Here is a 23,942-nt window from a genome sequence, read left to right on the forward strand (position 1 = left end):
ATGCAAACAAATTAAAAATAAACCAATGAAGAGTATCAAGGCATAAATGTTTTTTATCCTCATCAACACGCACTGTATTAAAAGCACTGCGACAGCTCTGAAACATGCATCTAAAAGTAGCATGGGTATAAAGATAGAATTTGAAACCGAAGCTGATCTAAAAGTGAAGCAAACGACATCAATAAGCAATTAACCAACTCATAAGGAATAAAATGATACAACGTAAACTCAACACTTTCTTCAAAGTATTCAAAACTCGAAAAATAATAACCGCAGCAATGTGCACATCGCTGTTAGCATTAACATCTGCTTGTTCAACTCATTCAATAAATACGGATAAAGTAGAGTCTACAACTGTAAACGAAACGCCGCCCAATATATTACTCATATTATCTGACGATCACGCATGGAGTGATTATGGCTTTATGGGCCATGATATTGTAAAAACGCCGGCGTTAGACAAGCTAGCGAATGAGGGGGTGACTTTTAAGCGTGCTTACGTGCCTACGTCACTTTGTCGCCCATCATTGGCAACTATAGCGACGGGCCTTTATGCTTCGCAGCATGGCATTACCGGTAACGGCCCATCGAAAAAAGTGCCTGGTGGTAAAAAAGGAGAAAAATACAAAGAATTACGCGCACAAATCATCAACAAAGTTGATAAATTAGATACCTTACCTGAACTATTAAGAACAAAAGGTTATGTTTCACACCAATCCGGTAAATGGTGGGAAGGCAGCTTTAAACGTGGTGGTTTTGACCAAGGTATGACCAAAGGTTTTGGTAACCACCCTAAAGGCCGTGGTCGTCATGGTGATGATGGTTTAAAAATTGGCCGTACTGGCTTAGCCCCCGTGACTCACTTTATTGATGAAGCGGTTTCCGCTGAAAAACCCTTTTTAGTATGGTACGCGCCGTTTATGCCGCATTCGCCACACACCCCACCTGAACGTATTTTAAAGAAATATACTGATAAAGGTTTAGCTATTTCTGTGGCCAAATATTACGCTATGATCGAATGGTTTGACGAAACCAACGGTGAATTATTTGCGCATCTTGAGAAAAAAGGGGTAAAAGACAACACCCTTATCGTATACGTTTCAGACAATGGCTGGGTAACCAACCCTAAAAAAACAGACCGCTTTTTACCGCTTTCAAAACAGAGCCCAGGTGAAAGTGGCGTACGCACGCCAATTATGTTCTCATTACCAAGTCAATTTAAAGCGCAAATGCGCCCTGAGTTAGTCAGTAGTATTGATATTGTGCCGACTATTTTAGGTGCTGCCGGTCTTGAAGTGCCTGCGGGCTTACCAGGTAAAAATTTATTTGCCGATATGAAAAATGCAACACCAATTGACCGCAATGAAGTATACGGTGAGGGTTTTGCCCATGATATGGCCGATATCAACGACATGGAATCAACCTTATTATACCGCTGGGTCATTGAAGGTGACTGGAAGCTTATTCTAAGTTACGATGGTAAAAATGAAAGCTACCAACAGCACCACAAGGTCGATCGTCAAGGTCCACGCCTATACAAAGTATCAACCGACGAGTATGAGCAAGTAAACTTAGCTAAGCAACATCCTGAGATAGTTGCACGTTTATCGCAGAAGCTAGTTGACTGGTATCCTCTGCAAAAACGTAATATCCTGCAAAAATAAATAGTACGGCAGCAAACATCGCGGGAGACAAAACCGACCTGCGATGTTTTCCGCGCTTCTGTTCGGTATTCGTTTTTTAATACGCGGCCCAGCCGCACAAAGTAACCATTTGGCGGGTTTTCTCGTCCATGCTCATTTACGAGAGTAAATTGACGATACGATCTTCAATATTAGCCTTAGCCTCTTCATAAACATCCTTGCGCCCTTTTTATTAAAATCAATCCAGTCTTTATGATAAATGTCAGCGGCAAGACAAGAAGGCGAAAAATAGAGCAACGCGAGTGTGTTTCGCTGGTTATTCGACTAGATGTATAGTCAAAGCGCTCGGGTTTTAGGGGCAGGTTTCTCGTTCCAGACGAAACCGAAGTACTTACATCCATGTAAGCAAAGCCGTCAAAGCTACCGCGTCCTGCTCTCGCCCCTTACCTGCATCCATGCAGGCAAAGCTACCGCGTCCTGCTCTCGCCCCTTACCTGCATCCATGCAGGCAAGCTTCGAGACACCATGATCATAGGCTCTACTATGTGATTGGGCCGCCTAAATGGATTTAGGTGTTAGAACGACGCAGGAGCCAAAGTCGAGAGTAAGCGCTGACAATGAACCATAAAACTTGAGCGAGAAGACTATATTAAAGATAAAAGAGAGAGGCTTGTTAGCTTTACGGTGCTTCTTGACAGTATTTGTTACTGCCTAACACCGTCTATTTAATAGGCAAACCATTACCTGAGTAGTTAACCGAGATACACGTTTTACAATTAAATGTATCAATTTTTACTTTTAAGGCCTATTCAAAGATAGAACGATTTAATTCAACCAAAGTAGCCTTAAATATGAAAATAAAACTTATTGGAATACTCTTCGCATTGTTATGTGCCTTACAACCCGCCTTTGCAGCTAAGCAACTTCGCTACACCATTAACGAGTCTTGGCAATTTATTAAAGGTCATGATATCGATAATGTTGGCGCTTTGTTATCACAACTAGATAGTGCTGAGCGGGTCGATATTCCGCATACTTGGAACGATAAAGATGTGATTGACGAAAAAAAAGGTTTCTACCGTGGGGCTGGCTGGTATAGCAAAGAAGTACGCATTCCTTCTAACTATAAAAACAAACAAGTTTTTATATTTTTTGAAGGTGTCTCGACCGCAGCCGAAGTATATATTAATAAAAAGCTTGTTCGTACTCACATCGGTGGCTTTACCCGGTTTGTTGTACCGGTTAGTCCACACATTAGCTTTGACTCAAATTCTGAGTTCACTACTTTCAATGTGGTGGTAAAAGCCGATAACTCATATAACGATGATTGGCCAACCCTGCACGCTGACTTTACCTTCTTTGGTGGTATGTACCGAGATGTGAATTTGGTGGTTACGGATAAAGTACACTTTAACATTGAAGATTATGCTGCTAACGGGGTTTTTATTACCACGCCAAAAGTTTCCGAGCAAAGCGGTGAGGTAAACCTTAAACTACGTATTAAAAATGACCAAGCTGCCACTAAAAAAGTGAAGGTGCTGGCCAAAGTATATAGCCCTGACCAAAAGCTGGTAACTGAAAAAAGTAAAATCGTTCAGTTAAAAGCTGGCGTTACCAGTGAATATAATCTAGCACTGGATCCTGTGATTAACCCGCAATTGTGGAGCCCTGACACGCCTCACCTTTACCGCGTGGTCGCAGAAATTTTTGATGCTAAAAGTGGCACTCAACTTGACCAGTCAGTTAACCCTTTAGGCTTCCGTTGGTTCCATTTTGATGTTGATAAAGGTTTTTTCCTCAATGGTAAACACTTAAAGCTCATAGGCACCAACCGCCATCAAGATTATGAAAAAATCGGCAATGCCTTACCCGATCATATTCATGTTGAAGACATGTTAAGAATGAAAGCCATGGGTAGTAACTTCTTGCGTATCGCCCATTATCCGCAAGACAGTTCGATTCTAGAAATGGCTGACCGCTTAGGTATGTTGACCGCTATCGAAACGCCAGTAGTCGATACCGTGACTGAATCTGAAGGCTTCGCCAAAAACAGTCTTAGCGCACAGTTAGAAATGCTTCGTCAGAACTACAATCACCCTAGCCTAATCATTTGGGCCTACATGAACGAAGTATTGCTACGGCCACGTTTTCACAACAAACGCGAAAAAGAGCGCTATCAACAATACACCGATTATATTAAGGAATTAGCGCAAGACCTAGAAGACTTAACTCGTGCAGAAGACCCTTACCGTTACACCATGATCCCTAACCACGCTGGTTTGTCTCGCTACCAAGCCGCTGGTTTGACGGACATTCCGATGATTGTTGGTTGGAATATTTATGATGGCTGGTATGGTCGCGGGTACACCAACCTTAAACCAAAACTTGCAAACTACCGTAAAAAAGTACGTAAGCCGATGATAATAACCGAATATGGTGTCGGTGTTGATCCTCGTTTACACACGCTTAAGCCGACACGTTTTGACTATAGCCAAGAATATGCAGTGGAATACCATAACCACTATTTGAACTTCTTCAAAGATACTCCTTGGATAGCGGGTGCTAATGTTTGGAACTATGCTGATTTTAGCTCTGAATCACGTGTTGATGCGGTACAAAGTATCAATAATAAAGGTTTAATCGGTATCGACCGTACCCCAAAGGATGTCTTTTATTATTACCAAGCCGCGTTATTGAAAAAACCTTTTATCGCCGTTGCTGCCAAAACTTGGAAACAGCGCTCATATATTGAAGACGCGCCAGGCAAAGGCATTTCTACCATGGCGGTCGATATATTTTCTAACCAAAAAGAAATCGAACTTTTCTTAAACGGTAAAAGCTTAGGCGTGAAGAAAATAGATAGCGTGTGGTCACAATGGCAAGTCCCTTTTGTTAATGGCATCAACCGCCTGCGCGCCGTTAATACCACAACAGATTACAGCGAAGATTTTGCTGAAGTACGAGTGAATGTATTACCGCTTGATCTGCGCGCTAACTTCCCTGCAGGCGGCATGTCAGTGAACTTAGGCGATCAACGTTTTTTCTACGATGATCAATTTGATCACGCTTGGATGCTCAACAAGGTATATAGTCAGGGTTCATGGGGTCATATTGGCGGTAAGCCATACGTGCGCCCAGCTAAAAAAGTGCAACAACCTTATGGCGCTAAAATGCCCATTAATGGCACTTTTAAAGACCCGCTTTACCAAACACAGCTAGTGGGTATCGAAGAGTTCAAGCTACATGTACCACCCGGTATTTATGAAGTGAAGTTACACTTTGCCGAACTAGAAGGGGCAAAAGCAACTCATCTACCATACGATTTAGCTGATGAAGACGATACCATCAAAGGCGTCACTAACCGGACTTTCTCTGTTGCCATCAATAAACAAACGGTGATCGATAAACTTGACCTTATTGCCCAGTACGGTGAATACCAAGCAGTGAAAATAAAATCTGAAGTCACCGTAGGTGAAGATGGCTTTATTATGGTTGATTTCAAAAAATTAGTTGGTGAGCCGGTGTTAAATGCCATTGAAATCCACAAAAAATTATAGCTAACACTAACAGGCCCATGATTGCTTTGCTACTGTGCTAACTAAGCGTTTTACCAAGGAAAATAGAAATGATGATAAAAACTAAACTTTTAAGTTCGCTTGCCTTAATAAGCAGTATTTTATGGGTACAAGGTTGTACCACCTCACCGCTTAATGAGGTAACAGCGGATCCCCAAAAGCCCGTTAAGAATATTTTATTTATAGCTGTTGACGATTTACGCCCAGAATTAAAGTCATTTGGTGCAACGCATATTCACTCACCTAATATTGATGCGCTCGCTGCAAATAGCCGAATGTTTTACAACCATTATGTTAATGCCCCCAGTTGTGGCCCTTCGCGATACTCGTTATTAACGGGGCGCTATGGGCCAACCAGTAATGATGCCCTGAAAGCGCGATCAAAAGCATTAAAAAAGAGCAAAGATGAAGTCCCCGCCAGTATGCCAGCGTGGTTCAAGTCGAAAGGCTATACCACCATTGCGGTTGGTAAAGTTTCTCATTACCCGGGTGGCAACATGGGCAAAAACTGGAATGATCCCTCACAACCAGAATTACCTGACGGTTGGACAAAAAGCCTGATGCCGGTAGCAGAGTGGGAAACGCCCAAAGGCGCTATGCATGGTTTAGCACACGGTGAAATTCGTAAAAAAGCCTCCGATATGGATGTTTTTCAAGCGACTGAAGGGGGTGACAATATCTACCCTGATGGTTTAATCACTGACGAGGCGATTAAGCAATTAGAGCAACTAACAAAAGAGCCAGAAAAGCCTTTCTTTTTAGCGGTAGGGTTAATTAAACCTCATCTCCCCTTTGGTGCACCCAAAAAATATCTCGACCTATATAACGGCGTAACATTTCCAGAGAATCCATATCCGAATAAACCCAAAGGACCTTCTACGTGGTTTAACTCAAATGAATTCATGAAATATAACCGTTGGGGTAAAAACCCGATCACCGATGAAGCCTTTGCCGAATCTGTTCGTCGTCATTATGCCGCTTGTGTGAGTTACGCTGATGCCCAAGTCGGTAAAATTTTACAAGCGCTAAAAGCATCCGGTGCAGATAAAAACACGATTGTCGTACTATGGGGCGACCATGGCTGGAATTTAGGTGAGCATGGCATGTGGGGCAAGCATAATCTATATGAAGAAGGGTTAAAATCGCCGTTATTAATTGCTTACCCTGGTATACCTCAGCCTGGCAAAAGTACGGACGCAGTTGTTGAAACGGCTGATATTTTTCCAACATTGACTAAGTTAACGGGCTTACCAATGCCAGAACAGCCGCATGGGCAATCACTTATTGATTCCCTTAATGATCCAAACGCCCAAGGTCATGCCGCCTACGCCTACGCCTACTGGCGACACAATCATACGATACGCATGGGTAACTTTCGCTTAACTCACATGGGTAAAAAAGGGGTTGCTTTGTATGATCTTGCAAGCCAAGAAAAAGAAACTAAAAATGTTGCAGCTGAGCATCCTGAGCTCGTTAAGACAATGATGAAAGCTTTACAAGCTAAGATGAAACAAAGGGATAAATTTTAACAGATTTTTCGATCTCTATGTAAGCGACCTTTACCGTATGTAACACCTATATCTGTATGGGTTTGCTTCATGGTTGTTGTAAGTATACTTCTTAAGATGGGTATCATCGTTACTCTGAGCTGCAAAAAAATCACAGTATCAAAGCTCAGAGCTGCAAAGTTAATCGAGTTGCAAAACATGACACGCGGCAAATATTTTAGAATTGCAGCAGATGTCATTGTTGATGGTAAGTCGCTTGGGGGGACTGATATAGTCTTCTCGTTCAGGTTTTAGGGTTCATTGTCAGCGCTTACTCTCGACTTTGGCTCCTGCGTCGTTCTAACACCTAAATCCATTTAGGCGGCCCAATCACATAGTAGAGCATATGCTCATGGCGTCTCGAAGCTTGCCTGCATGGATGCAGGTAAGGGGCGAGAGCAGGACGCGGTAGCTTTGACGGCTTTGCTGACATGGATGTAAGTACTTCGGTTTCGTCTGGAACTAGAAACCTGCCCCTAAAACCCGATCGCTTTGACTATACAACATGGTCATGCGGTTCAATATAGGGAGGCAAGAAAGTTAAAAACTGGTGTCTCTAAATCATTTGTGCCCCATTATGAGTTGGCACAAACACTTCAGAGCTAATCGATATATTATTAAAAGACAAAAAGTGTAAAAATATAATTAGCGAGTTTTAAACGCGACGCTGTGTTATAAATACCGACCTGATTTTATTTTTTATTTAACTGATGTCGTGGCTGAAGATAACAAGGTTTCAACAACAAGCAGGGTAAAGCCGGTTACAACAGAACCGAATAAAATTGACTTACCCAAAATAAGGCAGTTTGAGCAGCTACTTGAAGCCGATAAAAGCCGGCTTTACGCTTATATTTATGCCATTGTCGGTGAGCCCGGTGCTGTAGAAGATATTTTTCAAGAAACCTGTTTAACGCTTTGGCAAGAGTTTGACAAATTTGAGCTAGGTACAAATTTTTCAAAATGGGCTAATGTTATCGCCTATTATCGCATCGAAAATAGCCGCCGCATCAACAAGCGCTATCAACTTGGTTTAAGTGATGATTTTTTAAAAGAGTTCAGCCACAACATCAGCGTTTTTGAGAGCAATCACCACAGCCAAGAGCAGAAGTGGCAACATTTAGAGCATTGTCGTTCATTGCTATCAGCGCCGCTAAAAGAGGTTTACCAAAGCTTCTATCTAGAAAGCTTAACCGCTAAACAAATAGCAACTAATACCGGTAGGTCGGTGCATGCCATTCGTAAAGTTGTGCATAAAATACGCACTCAGTTACTCGCTTGTGTCAACAAAAAGCAACAAGAGGTATCTTCATGACGCAACCAGAGCAATTCCCAGAAGTAAGTGCTATTGCTGATGCTGTCTGCTCAGGCAATGCCACCCCAGAACTCATGAAAAAACTTGAGCAATTATTACAGGGTAATGTAGAAGCGCAGCAGTTTTATTACGACTATATCAATGTTCATGCTCGCTTAAGCGCTACGCCTAAGCAAGGTACATCGCTTGTGTACCGTCGAATAACCGAAGAATTAGTGCTAAAACCCGATGAGCCATTGCCTGAGGCTCAGTCAAACATAGTGCTTGAACACCAACAGCCCAAAGAGAGCGATAGCAACAAGAACAACAGCCATATCTCTCCAAAAAACATACTGATATGGCTACTGGTATTGATTGCTTTTGTTGCTACTTTGTTTTGGAGCTTTGCTCAGCGTCCATCGCCATTATTTGTGGCAGATATTATTGACGGCAAGGTGACGCTTGTTGGTCAGGGGCATATTCAAGATAATGCTTTGCTGGCCGGGGTGTATCGCATTGATCAACAAGCAACCGTAAAATTGCTCGATGGCGATATCTTACACCTAGGTCCTAACTCTCTGATTAAAATATTTAATAATCGAGAGCTAAGGCTCAGAACTGGCATCTTAAAGCTAGAAGCCACGACAAATGAAAATACCCTGATACATACCCCCGTTGGTATGCTGCATTCAAATGGTAGTGAGCTAACCGTAGATTTAAGATACCCAGCCCCGCGCGTAACCGGTGGCAAAAATACGGTATTAATACCTGCTCGTTGGCGCCCTAACCATTTTTGGTCTTTTAACACGAACAGCGATCGTGTTATTGATAGTTCGGGCAATGCCGATGGTGTGATGGGGGCCGGTGCCATACGCGCGCAAGGTCTTGTTGGTCAAGGTGCAATCAAGTTTGATCATAGCGCCAATGCACGTATTGGACTAGGCAATGGCGGCGGCATGGCGCGAGGTACGGGCTCATTTGCTGCATCTGACGGGGTGACTATTGAAGCCTTAGTGCGACCACAATTATCCGATACTTCGAATGAAGTTCAGCAGCTATTTCGCAAAGATAGTAATGGTGGGCGTTTGCAGTTAAGTTTGCGGCGAGAAGCCGGTAAGGCCGAATTAAATTTTGGCGTTTTTATTTTAGGTCATGGTTATGAGTTATTAACGCTGCCGCTAGATGGTCGCGACGGTCGTATCAGTAGTGCAGAATTAACAGATGGTGGCTACCATCATATCGCCGCTACTTATAATGCAGAAACAGGCGAAAAAGCCATTTACATCAATGGCCAAAAACAAGTTTTTTATCAATATCCTGCCGGTTCAAAAATGTTAAGTGGCGGTCCGGGCTCTGCGATGATCGGCAATACCCCAAGAGAAAAATTTTGGCACAAAGAAGCATTTTTTGGTGTGATTGATGAAGTCGCTTTTTATGACTTTGCCTTAACAGGTTATATGCTTAATCTGCATATCAACAATATTAAGCAAGGCTTTAATTATTATGGTTTAGCAACCAACACGCCAGCCAATAATATCTCCTTGCCAGAACGGCCTCGCATTAATTTAGCGCCCAGCAACATTTATGAACTATCGCCAACGACGGGCTTACCACAACGATTAATTACTGACTAACAGCCTTGTTTGGCCACACTATTTGGCCACATTACTTTTCGACATTATTTCCCCACATTAAGTTACATAATCACATAACGTTCCGTAACTTAATGTGGGTATAACAGTCCTTTAGCAACAAGTTGAAATATTAACTTGTTCAATTCCTCGAAATATATCTCCATGGCAACGCTAGGTGCTCACAGAACACAGTTTCACTAGGTTCAATATCGTCATCAATAATGCTTTCTGGTTAATCTTTTTAATTTTTCCCGATCTTATGGGTAGTAATTTTTTCCTATTTGACTCTACCGTTGTAAGACAAATTTTTTTCAGCATAGTCGTGACTAAAAACGTGATGAACGATAACTCGCGATCACGCTACAATTAACTGGAATTCTTGATGAAAAATTTATTAAAAATAACCGCCCATGCCCCCTTGACTGGCGCAGCTGTTAGCTTTAGAAGAGCCATGGTCATATCAACGCTCGCGTTAACATCAGCTTGCACTTTGCTGGGAACGGGTGGCTTAAATGATAGTGAAAAATCTGAGACTAAGCTAAATACTAGCGTAAACGCTCAGCAGGCTACATTTGAAAAAAAACCTAATATATTATTTCTATTAGCAGATGATCACCGCTGGGACTTAGTTGGCAAATTACACCCCATTATTAAAACCCCTAACCTTGATGAATTAGCCAATAAAGGTACGTTTTTTAGTAAAGCGTTTGTGACTACGCCGATTTGTGCTGCCAGCCGGGCAAGTATTGTTACTGGACTTACCGAGCGTACCCATGACTATACGTTTTTACGTCCAGAGGTTTCTCCAGAAGATAGCGCAATTACTTACCCTAAGCTATTGAAAGCGCATGGCTATAAGTCTGCATTTATTGGTAAATATGGTATGGCGCTTTCTGGGGATCTGTCTGAGCATTTTGATTATATAAAGCGCCTGCCTATTTCAAAAACCGGTGTTCATAACGGTAAAACCCTACCGCAAACCTATTATATGGCGGAGCTTGCTAAAGACTTTATTGATCAAAATAAAAACACCGATAAACCGTGGACTATGTCCATTAGTTTCCGTAACCCTCATGCCCATGATAGAGATAAAAAAGACCAATACCATTATCCGGCAGAGCTAGAAAGCCTCTATCAAGATGTCACTATCCCGCCGGCTAAGTTTTCATCTGAACAAGATTTTGCCGCCTTGCCTGACTTTATCAAAAAATCGATCGCGCGTGATCGTTGGCATTACCGTTTTGGTAGTGAAAAAATCTATCAAAAAATGGCTAAACGTCATTACCGCGCGATTACAGCCGTTGACCGTGCTGTCGGTATGATTTACGACAAACTCGTTGAAGCAGGTATGGCTGAAAATACCATTATTATTTATACCGGCGATAACGGTTATTCGATGAATGAGCGCCAACTAGCGGGTAAATGGTTTGGTTGGGATGAAGACCTACAAGTGCCATTAATTATTTTTGATCCGCGTCAGCCTCCAGCACAAGTGCGTGATGAAGTGGCGTTAAATATTGATATAGCGCCAACCATACTCGATATGGCCGGTGTTGAGATCCCTGAGCGCTATCAAGGAAAGTCGTTAACCAAGATTGTTGCTGGTGGCACTTTGCTATGGCGCAATGAGTTTTTCTTTGAGCACATGTATCACTCAAAACGTGCTGATATTCCACCTACCGTTGGTGTGCGTACCGAGGAGTGGAAATACGTTCGCTTTTATAAAAATGATTTTGAGCAACTTTATGACTTAAAGAACGACCCGCAAGAGTCGACTAACCTTGTGGCTTCTCCGTCTTATCAAACCATACTTAATACTTTAAGACAGAAAACTAATGACTATCTTGATCAATACGAAGATCAACGTAGCGATACCGTTAAAAAACGCGGTACTGACGGTGTCAAACGTACCGATTACATGAACAAGGGGTCGAAAAACTTCTAACGACTTTTTAATTGGCCAGGCAATAACACTTAATGCCTCGCCAATTACCCAATAATTCTAAACGTCTAAAATTTAAAAGATATCACCCAAAATAAGCGAGTAACCTTAATGAAATTAAGAACTTTATTAGTAACCTTCACCATAGCTTTGACGGCAGCTTGTGGCAGTAAGCAAACTCCGTCCAACACAGCTATGGCAGCAGATATTGCCCAACCCAATATCATGATGATTGTTATCGACGATTTAGGTTGGTCTGATGTCGGATACAACCAAACAACAGACTATTTTGAAACGCCAAATATTGATGCCCTAGCACAGCAAGGTTTGGTTTTTGATCAAGCCTACGCAGGAGCGGCTAACTGTGCGCCAAGCCGAGCGGTATTAATGTCGGGCCAATATGGGCCACGCCATGGTGTTTATACCGTATCGCCTTCAGCGCGCGGTAATGCCAAAACACGTAAGCTCATTCCGATAAAAAATACACGTGGTATTAGCACTGGTGTTGTTACCATTGCCGAGTCACTAAAAACGGCAGGTTATACCACAGGCACTTTTGGTAAATGGCATTTAGGCGCAGATCCTGATCAGCAAGGATTTGATGTTAATGTTGCCGGCAGCCACCAAGGCATGACCTTTCATTACTTTAGCCCTTACGAACTACCAAACATTGAAGATGGCCCTAAAGGAGAATATTTAACCGAGCGTTTAACCACAGAGGTGATCGACTGGGTCAAAGCAAGCAAAGATCAACCGTTTTTTGCTTATGTGCCTTACTACACGGTGCACACCCCTTATCAAGCGGTGGTTGATAAAGTGAATAAGTACCATAAAAAAGGCATTAAAAGTAAGCGAGAAGCCACCTATGCCGCGATGGTTGAGCATATGGATGACAATGTTGGTCGAATTATTGATATGTTAGCGGCAGAAGGTTTAGCCGATAATACCGTGGTTATTTTTACCTCTGACAACGGTGGTTACCGTATGTCGTCATTCCCAACCCCACTTCGTGGCGGAAAAGGCTCTTATTATGATGGCGGTTTACGCGTGCCATTAATTGTTCGTTGGCCAGAAAAAGTTAAACCAGGCCTTGATCATACCCCTGTGATTAATGCTGACTTCTACCCAACGTTAGTTCATTTAACGAAATCACAACAGCCAAACCAAGTGCTAGATGGTGTTGATTTAACAGCACACTTATTAGGACAACAAAAAATAGCGCAGCGCGATTTGTTCTGGCATTTCCCAGTATATTTACAGGCACATCATGCGCTAACTGACCAAGGGCAAGATCCATTATTTAGAACCCGACCGGGCAGTGCTATTAGAAGTGGCGACTGGAAGCTGATCCAATACTTTGAGAACAATGAGTTTGAATTATATAACCTCGCCAATGACCTTGCCGAGCAACATAACCTTGCCAGTGAGCATCTAGACAAGGTCGCAGAACTAAAAGCAAAACTCAAAGCATGGCAGCAACAAACTGGCGCCGATATTCCTACCCAGCTTAACCCTGAATATGATGCGGACGTGAACCAACAGTTGATTGATAAAATACTAGCTAAAAAGGAGCGTCATTAACCTGTAGTTATTGCTTAAGCCTAAAAGCAAAATCATCTTCCGCGCAAAAGTCTCAACCAATAAAAAAAACTGAATATCACTATTCAGGCTTTCGTTTAAATAAGATATTAAACTTATTTAGGCGCAGGATAAATTGTTTAGTTCAAGGCGCTAACTGCACTAATGAAAAAACGCTCTGTAGCAATACAGGGTGTTTTTTTATCGGCGTTTATTACATAGCGGTGATCATATTAGCCACCATAAGTTGATTGGGCTCAGTTTATCTTTTAGCGTTAAATTTTGTTCTGTTGACAGCAAATAAAAGTAGACACTATTTGGTTAGCTCTATTGATGTTGACTTATGCTTTTATATCAGTAGAGTTAACCGCATAGAAAACTAAGCAATGACTTCAACTGCACTCAGTATTTTTAAGGTGTTCGCTTTTCTCTTGGTTTAAGTTTCATTTTGTATGACTAATAACAACCTTGTTAACAAAAACACAGAATCGCTCACTGCGTTGTCCGATAGTTTTATTTCACTATTTGAAGCAGATAGGAGGCGAATTTACGCCTACATCTATGCTTTTGTCATGGATCCGGATATTGCTGACGAAATTTTTCAAGAAACAAGCGTATTGTTATGGCGTGACTTTGAAAAATTTGAACCGGGTAGTAACTTTTCAAAGTGGGCCAATGGCATCGTTTTTAATCGGGTGCGTTCTTACCGACGTAAAGAGAAAAAACATCACTTGTGTTTAAGTGATGAAGTCATTAGCGAACTTGCTGGCCAAATTTCAGAAAGTAATAACAGCGAAAAACGCTGGCAAGCTTTACAAGCCTGTCTAGCGATGCTGACACCGACCTTACAACAGGTATATACCGATTTTTATGTTAAGAATACCACTGCGAATGAATTAGCTAAAACGACCGGGCGCTCGGTATCCTGGATCAGAAAAGCGGTGCAAAAACTGAGAAAAACGCTTGTTGACTGTATTGACCGTAAACAACGGGAGGGGCAAGTATGAACCGCAGTGAAAAATTTGAGCAAATTCGAACCATCGCCGATGCTATTTGTGCAAAAGAAGTGACTTCTGAGCAGATCGATAACCTTGATAAAATGCTGGCGGGTAACCCAGAAGCACAGCAATTTTATTATGATTATATTGAAACACATATACAGCTTCAGGCAGAAGTTGGCCCGTCAATGGAGGTTGTGCGCCGACGGTTAATGGTTGATGAGGTCATTTTCCGCCCGAGTCATCAACAAGCAGCTTCATCTAATTCGATAACGCATACGCCATTGCCAGCTCAAGGTATCCCCAAAAAGTGGCTTATCTTGACTATTATCCTAACAACCTTAGTCATGGTGACATTAGCGTGGTTTTTCGTTAATTTCGGCAAACAAGGTCAAGTTGCAGAACTTATTAGTGAAGATGCATTACGAATAGAGGGCTCAGGGAAAATTGAAGCAAACTTAGTTTATCCTGGCGTATATTGGGCGATAAAGCCTGCGACGCTTACTTTACTTTCTGGTGAGCAGTTAACGTTAGCCAAGCATAGTTTAGTTAAACTTTATAATAGCGCCGAAATAGAACTTATGCGCGGTCGACTCTCTATCGAGAATGCCTCAGGCAAAAACCTTATTGTGAATACTGAGAATTTCTCTATTCATACAGGCGGTGGCAAGCTTGCTATCGATTTAACCCCAGCGCAACCACAAGTAACAGCTTCGGCTAAAGCGCTTTTACACCCAAAACGCTGGCGACCAAATCATTATTGGCCATTTGAAAGTACCAGCGATCGGGTCGTTGATTATGCGGGAAATGCCTTTGGTGTTTTGGGCTCTGGCGTAACTAAAGTGAACGGCTTAGTTGGCCAGTATGCGTTTGCTTTTGACAATGGTGCCCATGCCCGTATTAATGTTGGCAGTGGCGGGGGGACGGCTCCTGCAACAGGGTCTTTTTCGGTTATTGATGGCGTAACAATAGAAGCATTGGTTGTGCCTCATTTTACCGGGCAAATAGGTGATGAGCCTTATTTTGCCGAGCAAGACCAGATCTTCAGAAAAGACCAAACGGATAAACTACACCGGATGTTGTTAAGCTTTAAAAAAATTGGGACCAACCATAAAACAGTGCCAAAAGGACTTAAAGGTAATGCCATAGCCTTTGGCATGTATTTAATTGGTCAGGGTTACCATACACTATTATTACCATTAGACGGAAAAGAAGGACGCCCAAGTCTTAGGCAGTTAAAAGATGGCAATGCCCATCATATTGTCGGTAGTTATGATGTTAAAACGGGATTGAAAGCCATTTTTGTTGATGGTGAAATGCTGGCGTCTTACCAATACCCAGCCGGCACCAAAATGATCAGTGGCGGTTCTGGCATGGCCAATATTGGCAACAACCCAAATAGAGCGGGTGATGCAGAGGCGTATGGAGGCATTATTGACGAAGTGGCGTTTTATGACTTTGCCATACCTGCTCATACTGTCCGTCAGCACTATCAAGCTGCCATGGCGGGAAAAAATTACTTTAATATTGATTTTGTTAAGCAAGCTCTGCCTTTTAATATCCGTATTCCCTTACCTGATAATGAGGTAGTGATCATTGACGCATTATCAGGACTCATCGTTAGCACTAAGCCTATCGGCCAATAATAACGACACGCTTTGTCGAAGATCTGATTTCATCCGGGGTTTCAAACGATCCTGACACCGGGGAGATAAGGTTTAATTGAGAAGTTTAGATATGGCAGTTCTAGAATATAAAAAAGCTATACATTAATTTTAGTAGTAGAAAAGCAAATCAAATAAGCATAGCAAGACGAGAAAGTATAGCAGGATTGAGCGATATCTATTTTCATGTGAGGTGGGTATAGTTCTGTCCTGCTAGCGCGTGTTTACCTTTGTCGTATATATTTCGTTCAATTCCAAAGCGTTTTGATCGCGGCATTGGCTTGATGGCATAGTGGTTCTACGTCAAAAGCCAATAACAAAGAGCAAACGTTTTGGATTGGACCCAAAGGGCAGCTCATTTGCACTATTTCTACTACGTTATCGCTCTTTTATGTAGAATAACGACACCGCAATCACTCTGCTTTGTATAAATCGTGCAGATACGGCTGCAAAAGCATACACAAAAGATAAACACGCCCTAGGATCAGAAATAACCGTTTCATCGCCAAGATATAGCTATTTATAATTATTTTTTCACCTCATTGAAGGCTATTGTACCAATTTCATTAAATTTACTCCCTACTCAGAGCTACATTAGCGAGCTTAGAACAAGCCAAATTATTTATACCAATTCATATAAATAAGTGATCTATCACTTATTATTACGGATTGGTATTAAACATAGTAATTCTATATTTCATTAATTTGACGCAGTTATTAACTTGCCAATGAGCTCCCAAGGGCGAGTTTAATTTAGATTAGCTTGTTTCTTCATACGAATCACAAGCAATAACAAAGTTAATATTAATAATGAGGTTGGCATGCTACCACCTGATGACTCGTCACGGCCTGAATCATCACCATTATCTTTTGGTGTATCGGGCGTATCGGGTGTATCGGGTGTATCTGGCGTATCTGGCGTATCGGGTGTATCTGGCGTATCTGGCGTATCTGGCGTATCTGGCGTATCTGGCGTATCTGGCGTATCTGGCGTATCTGGCGTATCGGGTGTATCGGGTGTATCGGGTGTATCGGGTGTATCTGGCGTATCTGGCGTATCTGGTGTATCTGGCGTATCGGGTGTATCTGGGGTATCTGGCGTATCTGGCGTATCTGGCGTATCTGGCGTATCTGGCGTATCAGGTGTATCCGGCGTATCAGGTGTATTGGGTGCTGCGTTGACAATGAGTTGCATGATCGCTTCACCGGTATCACCTTCACTGTTGATAGCGACGGCTTTGATAGTATGGCTACCGACTGGCAAACCTAAAAGTTCTGCTTTCAAGTTATCGTTGTGTCCCCATTCATAAGGCGCAAGCCCTTCTTTACGGATCAATTGGTTATTAATAAATAACTCGACTTGTTTGATAGAGACCGACTCATAATTAGACACAGCCAGCACTTCTAGTTTTAGATTTTGATAACCCTCTACCACAGTCATCGTTTGTTCAGGCATTGTGACAACAGGTATGGAGTCAACCACTTTAATAGTCATGGTACTTTCTGCGATATCGCCTTTGCTGTCGGTAACAACGGCTTTGGCGGTGTAATTACCGGTGGCTAAATTTGAAAGCAGACCGCTTGACTGAGTCCAAGTAAATGGCGCGCTAGTTAGCTCAGAAACACTGTTGCCGTCTAAAAACAGTTCAACTTTACTGATGGTTCTTAATACATCAGGTGTGGCTACATCAGCAGCTATAGAAACATTGGTGTATCCTTGCTGTAATACCAGCTCAGACTCTGCAAATGAGATGGTCGGGGTCGGTTTCACCACATTGAGAACCATGTAAGATTCAGACGTTTCTTGTAAGTCGTTCGTGACAACCGCTTTAATTGAATAACGACCCAGTGCTAAATTTTGTAATTGTGTATTGTTGTCTGACCAAGTATAAGGGGTCTCTGTCAGGCTAGATACCAAGGTATCGTCTATATATAAATCAACTTTGGAGATTGAACGCCCTTCTTCAGTAATAGAAGGGGTTGCGTTAATTTCTAAGCTTGGGTAGTTTTCGATTACCGTCAGTTCATTATGAGCAAAGCTTACAGATGTGGCACTAATACCTAAATCTATCACCTGTAAGTGTAATGGTCTTTCAGTGCCAGAGCTTTGCTCCATTAAATAATAATAGACTTTGCCCTTTTTGACGTAAGCTCTACCGTGCGCAAAATTAAGTGGCGTGGTGGTGTCAGAATAAATTTTCTGGAAATCATTGGTGCCACCCCTTGCAACACTCACGGTCGGCCTTTTTTTACCATCTATGGTTTCGAGGCCAACAAGGTAAATATTATCTCCTGCGGCATAAAGGCGTGAGCCGGAATCTTCTCTAATTTCATGAATAAACTCAGTTGCGCCGGCAGGTTTATAAAGGTGGCCATGTACGGTTTTATTAATCTCAAGATCTTTAACTGAATGGGTAAAGTGTAAGTCGCCTTTGTCGGTCAAAGCCCAGTCAAAACCACCAACAATGTAAACTGAGCCTGGCGGTCTGCCGCTGCCCCCACCGTCGGTAGCGGTTGCGGCTACTAAATCACCGGGTTCAAAAACTTTGATTTCATCGGCATCCACTAATGGCCAGGTCATTTGTTTGCCGGTATGGTCACGCCAAAGGTTACTTGCCGGATCGTCTAAGTAGGCATAATAAATACCGTTTTGGTAGACAAATTTGTCATTGTTATTACTACTACGTTTTTGGAAGGCCACACCGAGCTTACCGTCAAAGTACTTCATGTTACCGTACAACCCCCAGTTATGGTCTAGACCATGGCTTTTTTGGTTTTTACGACTAAATGCCTCAAAACGGCTCCACTTCTGCGCGTCTGCATCATACCAGTTGTAATAATAAGCCCCGTTATTATTGCCGCCCCAACGCATATAGAGTAATAAATCACCCTCGGCGGTTTCAAAAAACTTCGGATAGGTGTATTCGGCAAAGTTTAATTTGTCGTCTAAATTACCGGTCATCACTAGATGCTTGTAATCATTCGGGCCTTCACTGACGGCACTGGTATCTTTTACAAATTGCTTTTCTAGAGTGAAGTCGGCATCTGCGACTTCAGCTGCTCCTGCAATACTGTAGCTATATCTGAAAAAGTCATTTAAAAAAGGTTCGTGTGGATATTTGTCTAAATTACCATATTTACTGCCCGGTACACTTTTATCACCGTATGCATGTAGGTCGTACACCATATGGATTGAACCGTTTTTAGGACTGACTGCTAAACCAATAGTATTGTGAGATTCACCAATCCACCAACGGCCTTGATAGCCGGTATGCTGATGAGGAAACTCAATGGTTTTCACCACGCCTGTTTCAGTGTTTAAACGCGATAACATGACTTGACGGTTCATTTTTCCGCCTTTATACCAAGTCATAAATACATAGTTTTTATAAACTTTAACCGCATCACCATGGGCTGAGATACTGCCACCAAATTTATAGTTATAACTGGTATCGGCTTTTTGTTGGTCTGCTGTTGATAGATTTAGATCTTTGAATGCCGAACTATCGACATCACGGCCATTAAAGTGCAAGGCAATGTCCGTAATTTTAGTTGAGGATTCTAAAGTGACTTTTGCCACGGTTGGGGCGGCCCATACACAGCTAGCGCAGAGTAACCCGAGTTGTATGATACGAGTAGAATGTTGCAATATGTTTTTCATAGAAATACCACTTATTGTAAAACAGCCCTCACCAAAAATGGCGAGGGCTGTTGGTAATTCGCGCTGTCTAAATAGCGCTACCTTTGCTTTATATCAAGCTAAACGGGTCAGGCCTATTTGTCGTCATCAGGATGGGCAATCCCCTTGATGCTAACGCCTTTCTCTAAGCCACTGAGGAAGTCACCAGTTAGGTCACCTTCTTCGTAGCTATTATCATCATCACTAACAAGATCAAGTCTGAATTTCTCAGCGCCAGTGTCATCACTAACCACTAAGTCATCAAGGTAAATTTTACCGCTAGTACCAGATTTTCCGCCTGTTATCAGCTCAAAATAGTATGGTCCGTCAACCACTAAACCAATAGCTGCAGCATTTATGTAAGCATCAAAGAAAGTTGTAACCTCAGGATCAGGTATTGTTCCACCGGTAGCTGGCATACCATTAATCGATAAAGAAACCGTAGGACGTACTTTAGGAGCAGTATTACTTGCTAATGTACTATCCCAAGTAAATTCAACACTGGTCCACTCACCTTTAACGTGTTTCTGGTCTAGATTAAACTTACCAGTACCAGTGGTACCGTTATACATTGCAATATTGCCATCAGCTCTAAACGCTAAGGCTAACAAGGTTCTGTTCTGTTCTGTCGTCTTGACTTTATTACCGTGTATGAGCACTTTAGCATCCCGTGCTGAGTTCTCAGGGATATTAACTTTGAACGATATCTTGCCTTTAACAATAGGTGTCTCAGGAAGGGTCATTAATAACTTAGCGGCTTCTACACCATTGTCTACAGACACCGCCAAATTACCTTTAGCTAAAGGCGCAATGGTTACAGGTAGCTGAATGGCGGTACCGTCGACAGATTCAACATCGATATAAATCGTTTCAGGATCTGAGACTTCAATCCCCTCGTTTAGGCTGTAAGACCAGTTACCATCAGCAGCAATAGTAAAGACACCGTGAGTCACAGCTGCAGCATCTATCGGCATAAAGCCTGCTTCCCATGCATTGCCATCGGTAATGAGTAAAGTACCGGTTGCCTCTCTAACATTTTTGTTAACTAGCGCTGTTGATTGCGCTTGACCTTCGACAATTTCAACTACCGGTAAGCCCGTAATAGCAGGGGCAACCTGCTCACTTGGCTCGATAGTGATATCGAATTGAGCAGTTGTTCCGTCAACGGTTGTTACCATTACCGTTTCAACAAGCGCAGCTGGCATTGCTTCATCAGTATTATATTTCAGGGCTTTAACTTCATCCTTGGTGAAGTCCACACTGTAGACCCAAGCACCTTCGGCATCAAGCGTGATAGAACCATACATGAGCCCTTCAGAGGCATTGTCTAACGGCTGGAAAGCACCTTGATTTAAGTTAACATCACTCACATTGAGGGAGCCACTCACCAAACCATCGTTAATTGTCACTTTCTTCTCTGCGTTGGTAAAAGCGCCTTCACCTTCTCCTTCTGTTACACCCGGCAAACCAGTAACAACCGCTGGCTCTGCTAGTGCTCCTGCAATAGTAATCACCACTTCTTGGCTATTGCCTGTTTTACCCTTTGAAGTCAGGGTAAAGGTTTCTTCAATAGCAGGGATTTCTGCAGGTTCACCGGTATAATAAAGTGAACCTTCAGTAGTCGAGTCAGCATAGAATTTTTTCACATTTTCACGTTCGGTATCTAGCTTATAACCCCACGTAAATTTGGCTTTTACCGCGTTTTTGTGCTTAGAATCTTCAACGTTAGGATCCATTTTTATCGCGCTGACGTAATGGGTAACTTTAAAAGTTAACGTACCATATTCTGTCTCTACGCTACCTTCGGTATCAGTACCCGCTAATGCGGCTAAATCAACAACAGTGCCATCTGCCATGATCAAGGTGTCGTAATCAGATTCTGCTGGATTAGCATCTTCTAAACTCGTGGTTTTGCTTTTAATTTCTGGTCCATCAATGGACAAGAATGAATTAATTGTACCGCTAAACTTGGAATCTTCGTCGATACCTTTAATCGTGACCACAAAAGTTTTTTGGGTACCATCAACGGTAGTAATAATAAACTCATCCGTCAACGGCGCTGATTCAGCACTAACGAGGTTAGTGACATCATCATGCTCTGGCTCATCAGAGTCAGATTTACCTGTCCACAAGTAGTAGTTCCACTCACCGCCAGTACTGAAAAAGAACTGGCCGTATTTACTGTTAACCACCGGAGCCGTCATTTCATTAAGGGGGGTTTGGCTGGTGTCTAGGCTGTAAAATAGCGATTCGCCTGGGTTGGCATCTTGAACTCGGTACATACCTGACGGGTTAGTGTCTTGCTTGGTTGTCACCCCCATGAACGGCGCACCTTCTGCTACCGGGGCCCAGCCCAGTTGGCACTGTTGAACGGTAGGAGTGCCACCTTCTTCAGAGGCCGGTATTTCAACAGGCTCACAGTTTGGGTCAACTTTTACCAACGCGGAAAACGTGGGTGCTACAGGGGCTATGTTTTGAGCTTCATCATCACTACTACCACAAGCTGATAGTGCAGCAATGATAGATAAGCTTAATAATGTTTGTTTCATTCGATTACCTTTAATTCTGTTTCTTATATTTGGTTACGTTTTATTAACGGTGACCGCTTAAAGATCTAGTTTGATGACAACCTTGTCCGTTGTTACATTTTGGTAACGGCCAAAAGAATCCGCATCACTAACCAGATCATCTTCTTTGTTGCTGTCGAAGTCGTCTTCAAAAACAGGCGTATCAAACTTGACATCAGCATCAGGGTCAGTGAACAATCGAATATCATCCACTAATAAGCTACCAGTCGCTTCAACCGGTTCAGCTTCATCACCGGTTACCTTATCGACGGTGAAATTTAATCTACCTGTGCAGCCAGCAATTGAGTCGCTGGTGGTAAGGGTTTGCGCATAAAATGGCGTACTGGTATCGCGAGGGATCAGCGGATGATCTTCTGTGGTCCCTAGTGGCTCACCATCAAGTAATAGGGTCATCTTAGGTAAGGCAGCCCCTTCTTTACGCTTAAACGTCAGGGTTACTTCATGCCAATCTAAATCTTGGAAGCCGCGATCAAACTTGACATGCTGGGTAACGACGTTGCCACTATTGTTAGGGCCACTTCGAAGGAAATCGTTGACATTACCGTAAGCGCCACCAGGCTTTAAACCCGCCGACCACATTTCAAAGTCACCTTCAGGCTGAATAATAAATGATGTCAGCCTGCGGTTATAACTGCCATGCCACCTGCTGCAGTACAACGAGATAGTGGCTTTTTTGGCTAAATCGTCAGTAATTTTTGCTTTGAATTGCAACTTACCATCGAGAAGATCCTTTTTTTCGACCCCTGTGCCACTTTTAATGAACTGAACTTCAAAAATCCCTTTATCGTCACTCTCTTCACTTGCTACCGGCACGCTAGGCACAAAGTTTCTTGGCCCAAGGGTAATAAATACTTCAAGTAGTTGCTTGGTGCCATCATTGGTCACTAAGTAGAAAGACTCTTGCACTGGCTCTGCCAGTTCCGTAGGCAGTTGCCAACGTAGTTCTTCTATTTTTTCTGGGCGGATAGTGTAAGTCCACTGCCCGTTAGGTTGCACGTCAATGGTGCCGTACTTAGGCGTCTGCTCTTGATTCTCGTCGACAGGGAGTACTTTATTAAGTAAATAAGACTCTTCATAGTTAGGATCGTATACCCGTGCCAGGCCGAACTTCTCTTTGAATCTTAAGTTGACGTTGGCCACCAAATCGCCTTTTACCTCGGCCGGTTGTTGATCAACACCAGAAATAACGAAGTTAAGTGCTGTTTGTGACCCATCAATAGAAGTTAATTCAATCGAGTCGACCAAATCAGCTGCCTTACAGTTAACTAGCAGCGCGGCAAGGGCTTTGTTGTCTTCGGTGTTATCTTCATCAGCAACGAAGGTAGGACACCCTGAGCTTTCGCTAGCGCCTGCATTTTCGTCAGCTTCAACCATAAGCACCGCAGGCTTGTCCATAACATAAGACCATTCACTGTAGCCATCAGCCGTTTTCTTGATCTTAAAAGTGCCGTACATGGTTTTCAGTACCCGAGCCGTATCGGCATAGCGGTCTCTTGTTTCACCTTCTGGCACTTCCGCCTGTGTTATATCGGTATCTTCAACACCAATTTGTTCGAACTGGAGATCGGCTTCCCCCCAGTTTGCGTCGGTTACCCCAAAAGTGCCGGTGGCATTACCATGACTCAGGATTAAAGGCACGTCCATGCCTTCGCCTGAGGTACCGTTAAAACCGACGGTGGTGGTAAATTCGTTATTAAACTTTGCCGGTAATTCTTTCTCGGCGCTGTTGTCTATTTCACAAGCAGACAGTGCTGCTATGATAGACAAAGCCAAAATTTGTTTTTGCATTGGATTGCTCCTGTA

At 42.7% G+C, this 23,942-nt stretch carries 12 protein-coding genes; 9 read left to right on the top strand and 3 right to left on the bottom strand.

The annotated features are described in order from the left end of the window. The first annotated feature begins 212 nt into the window (after positions 1-212). The 9 genes from DPX34_RS17545 to DPX34_RS17590 all read left to right on the top strand — a co-directional run bounded on the left by DPX34_RS17545 (position 213) and on the right by DPX34_RS17590 (position 15,854). Positions 213-1,664, top strand: coding sequence for a sulfatase family protein (locus tag DPX34_RS17545; protein ID WP_232824785.1), 1,452 nt, complete (start codon positions 213-215; stop codon positions 1,662-1,664). Between the two features lie 830 nt (positions 1,665-2,494). Then, positions 2,495-5,200, top strand: coding sequence for a glycoside hydrolase family 2 TIM barrel-domain containing protein (locus tag DPX34_RS17550; RefSeq protein ID WP_111979749.1), 2,706 nt, complete (start codon positions 2,495-2,497; stop codon positions 5,198-5,200). A 68-nt stretch (positions 5,201-5,268) separates the two neighbouring features. Continuing rightward, positions 5,269-6,747, top strand: a complete 1,479-nt coding sequence (locus DPX34_RS17555) for a sulfatase (RefSeq protein WP_198673744.1) — start codon at positions 5,269-5,271, stop codon at positions 6,745-6,747. Between the two features lie 733 nt (positions 6,748-7,480). Continuing rightward, entirely contained in the window at positions 7,481-8,077 is a 597-nt protein-coding gene (locus DPX34_RS17565) for a sigma-70 family RNA polymerase sigma factor (protein ID WP_232824786.1), read from the top strand. Further along, complete coding sequence (locus DPX34_RS17570; RefSeq protein ID WP_111979751.1) at positions 8,074-9,690, top strand: LamG domain-containing protein; 1,617 nt, start codon at positions 8,074-8,076, stop codon at positions 9,688-9,690. Before DPX34_RS17565 ends, DPX34_RS17570 begins: the two co-directional genes overlap by 4 nt. A 382-nt stretch (positions 9,691-10,072) precedes the next feature. Then, complete coding sequence (locus tag DPX34_RS17575; protein ID WP_111979752.1) at positions 10,073-11,635, top strand: sulfatase family protein; 1,563 nt, start codon at positions 10,073-10,075, stop codon at positions 11,633-11,635. Positions 11,636-11,743: 108 nt separating this feature from the next. Next, the gene (locus DPX34_RS17580; protein ID WP_111979753.1) at positions 11,744-13,213 is read left to right on the top strand and encodes a sulfatase; all 1,470 of its coding nucleotides are present in this window, start codon (positions 11,744-11,746) and stop codon (positions 13,211-13,213) included. A 449-nt stretch (positions 13,214-13,662) separates the two neighbouring features. Further along, positions 13,663-14,217 carry a sigma-70 family RNA polymerase sigma factor gene (locus DPX34_RS17585; RefSeq protein ID WP_111979754.1) on the top strand — a complete coding sequence of 185 codons (555 nt, stop codon included), beginning with the start codon at positions 13,663-13,665 and terminating at the stop codon, positions 14,215-14,217. Next, entirely contained in the window at positions 14,214-15,854 is a 1,641-nt protein-coding gene (locus tag DPX34_RS17590) for a LamG-like jellyroll fold domain-containing protein (protein ID WP_111979755.1), read from the top strand. The genes DPX34_RS17585 and DPX34_RS17590 overlap by 4 nt, the downstream gene beginning before the upstream one ends. Before the next feature lie 766 nt (positions 15,855-16,620). Here the strand turns inward: DPX34_RS17590 and DPX34_RS22100 are convergent. The 3 genes from DPX34_RS22100 to DPX34_RS17610 form a co-directional block, all read right to left on the bottom strand. After that, entirely contained in the window at positions 16,621-19,533 is a 2,913-nt protein-coding gene (locus DPX34_RS22100) for an Ig-like domain-containing protein (RefSeq protein WP_232824787.1), read from the bottom strand. A gap of 113 nt (positions 19,534-19,646) precedes the next feature. Next, entirely contained in the window at positions 19,647-22,100 is a 2,454-nt protein-coding gene (locus DPX34_RS17605; protein WP_111979756.1) for a VCBS domain-containing protein, read from the bottom strand. Positions 22,101-22,157: 57 nt separating this feature from the next. Further along, entirely contained in the window at positions 22,158-23,927 is a 1,770-nt protein-coding gene (locus tag DPX34_RS17610) for a VCBS domain-containing protein (RefSeq protein ID WP_111979757.1), read from the bottom strand. Positions 23,928-23,942: the final 15 nt, after the last annotated feature.

The organism is Algibacillus agarilyticus, assembly GCF_003286125.1.
GTDB classification, from domain to species: domain Bacteria; phylum Pseudomonadota; class Gammaproteobacteria; order Enterobacterales; family Alteromonadaceae; genus Algibacillus; species Algibacillus agarilyticus.

Bases quoted from the DNA above. Each gene is read 5' to 3' on its own strand.
- DPX34_RS17545 (WP_232824785.1), top strand. From the start codon at position 213: ATGATACAACGTAAACTCAACACTTTCTTCAAAGTATTCAAAACTCGA.
- DPX34_RS17550 (WP_111979749.1), top strand. From the start codon at position 2,495: ATGAAAATAAAACTTATTGGAATACTCTTCGCATTGTTATGTGCCTTA.
- DPX34_RS17555 (WP_198673744.1), top strand. From the start codon at position 5,269: ATGATGATAAAAACTAAACTTTTAAGTTCGCTTGCCTTAATAAGCAGT.
- DPX34_RS17570 (WP_111979751.1), top strand. From the start codon at position 8,074: ATGACGCAACCAGAGCAATTCCCAGAAGTAAGTGCTATTGCTGATGCT.
- DPX34_RS17575 (WP_111979752.1), top strand. From the start codon at position 10,073: ATGAAAAATTTATTAAAAATAACCGCCCATGCCCCCTTGACTGGCGCA.
- DPX34_RS17580 (WP_111979753.1), top strand. From the start codon at position 11,744: ATGAAATTAAGAACTTTATTAGTAACCTTCACCATAGCTTTGACGGCA.
- DPX34_RS17585 (WP_111979754.1), top strand. From the start codon at position 13,663: ATGACTAATAACAACCTTGTTAACAAAAACACAGAATCGCTCACTGCG.
- DPX34_RS17590 (WP_111979755.1), top strand. From the start codon at position 14,214: ATGAACCGCAGTGAAAAATTTGAGCAAATTCGAACCATCGCCGATGCT.
- DPX34_RS22100 (WP_232824787.1), bottom strand. From the start codon at position 19,533: ATGAAAAACATATTGCAACATTCTACTCGTATCATACAACTCGGGTTA.
- DPX34_RS17605 (WP_111979756.1), bottom strand. From the start codon at position 22,100: ATGAAACAAACATTATTAAGCTTATCTATCATTGCTGCACTATCAGCT.
- DPX34_RS17610 (WP_111979757.1), bottom strand. From the start codon at position 23,927: ATGCAAAAACAAATTTTGGCTTTGTCTATCATAGCAGCACTGTCTGCT.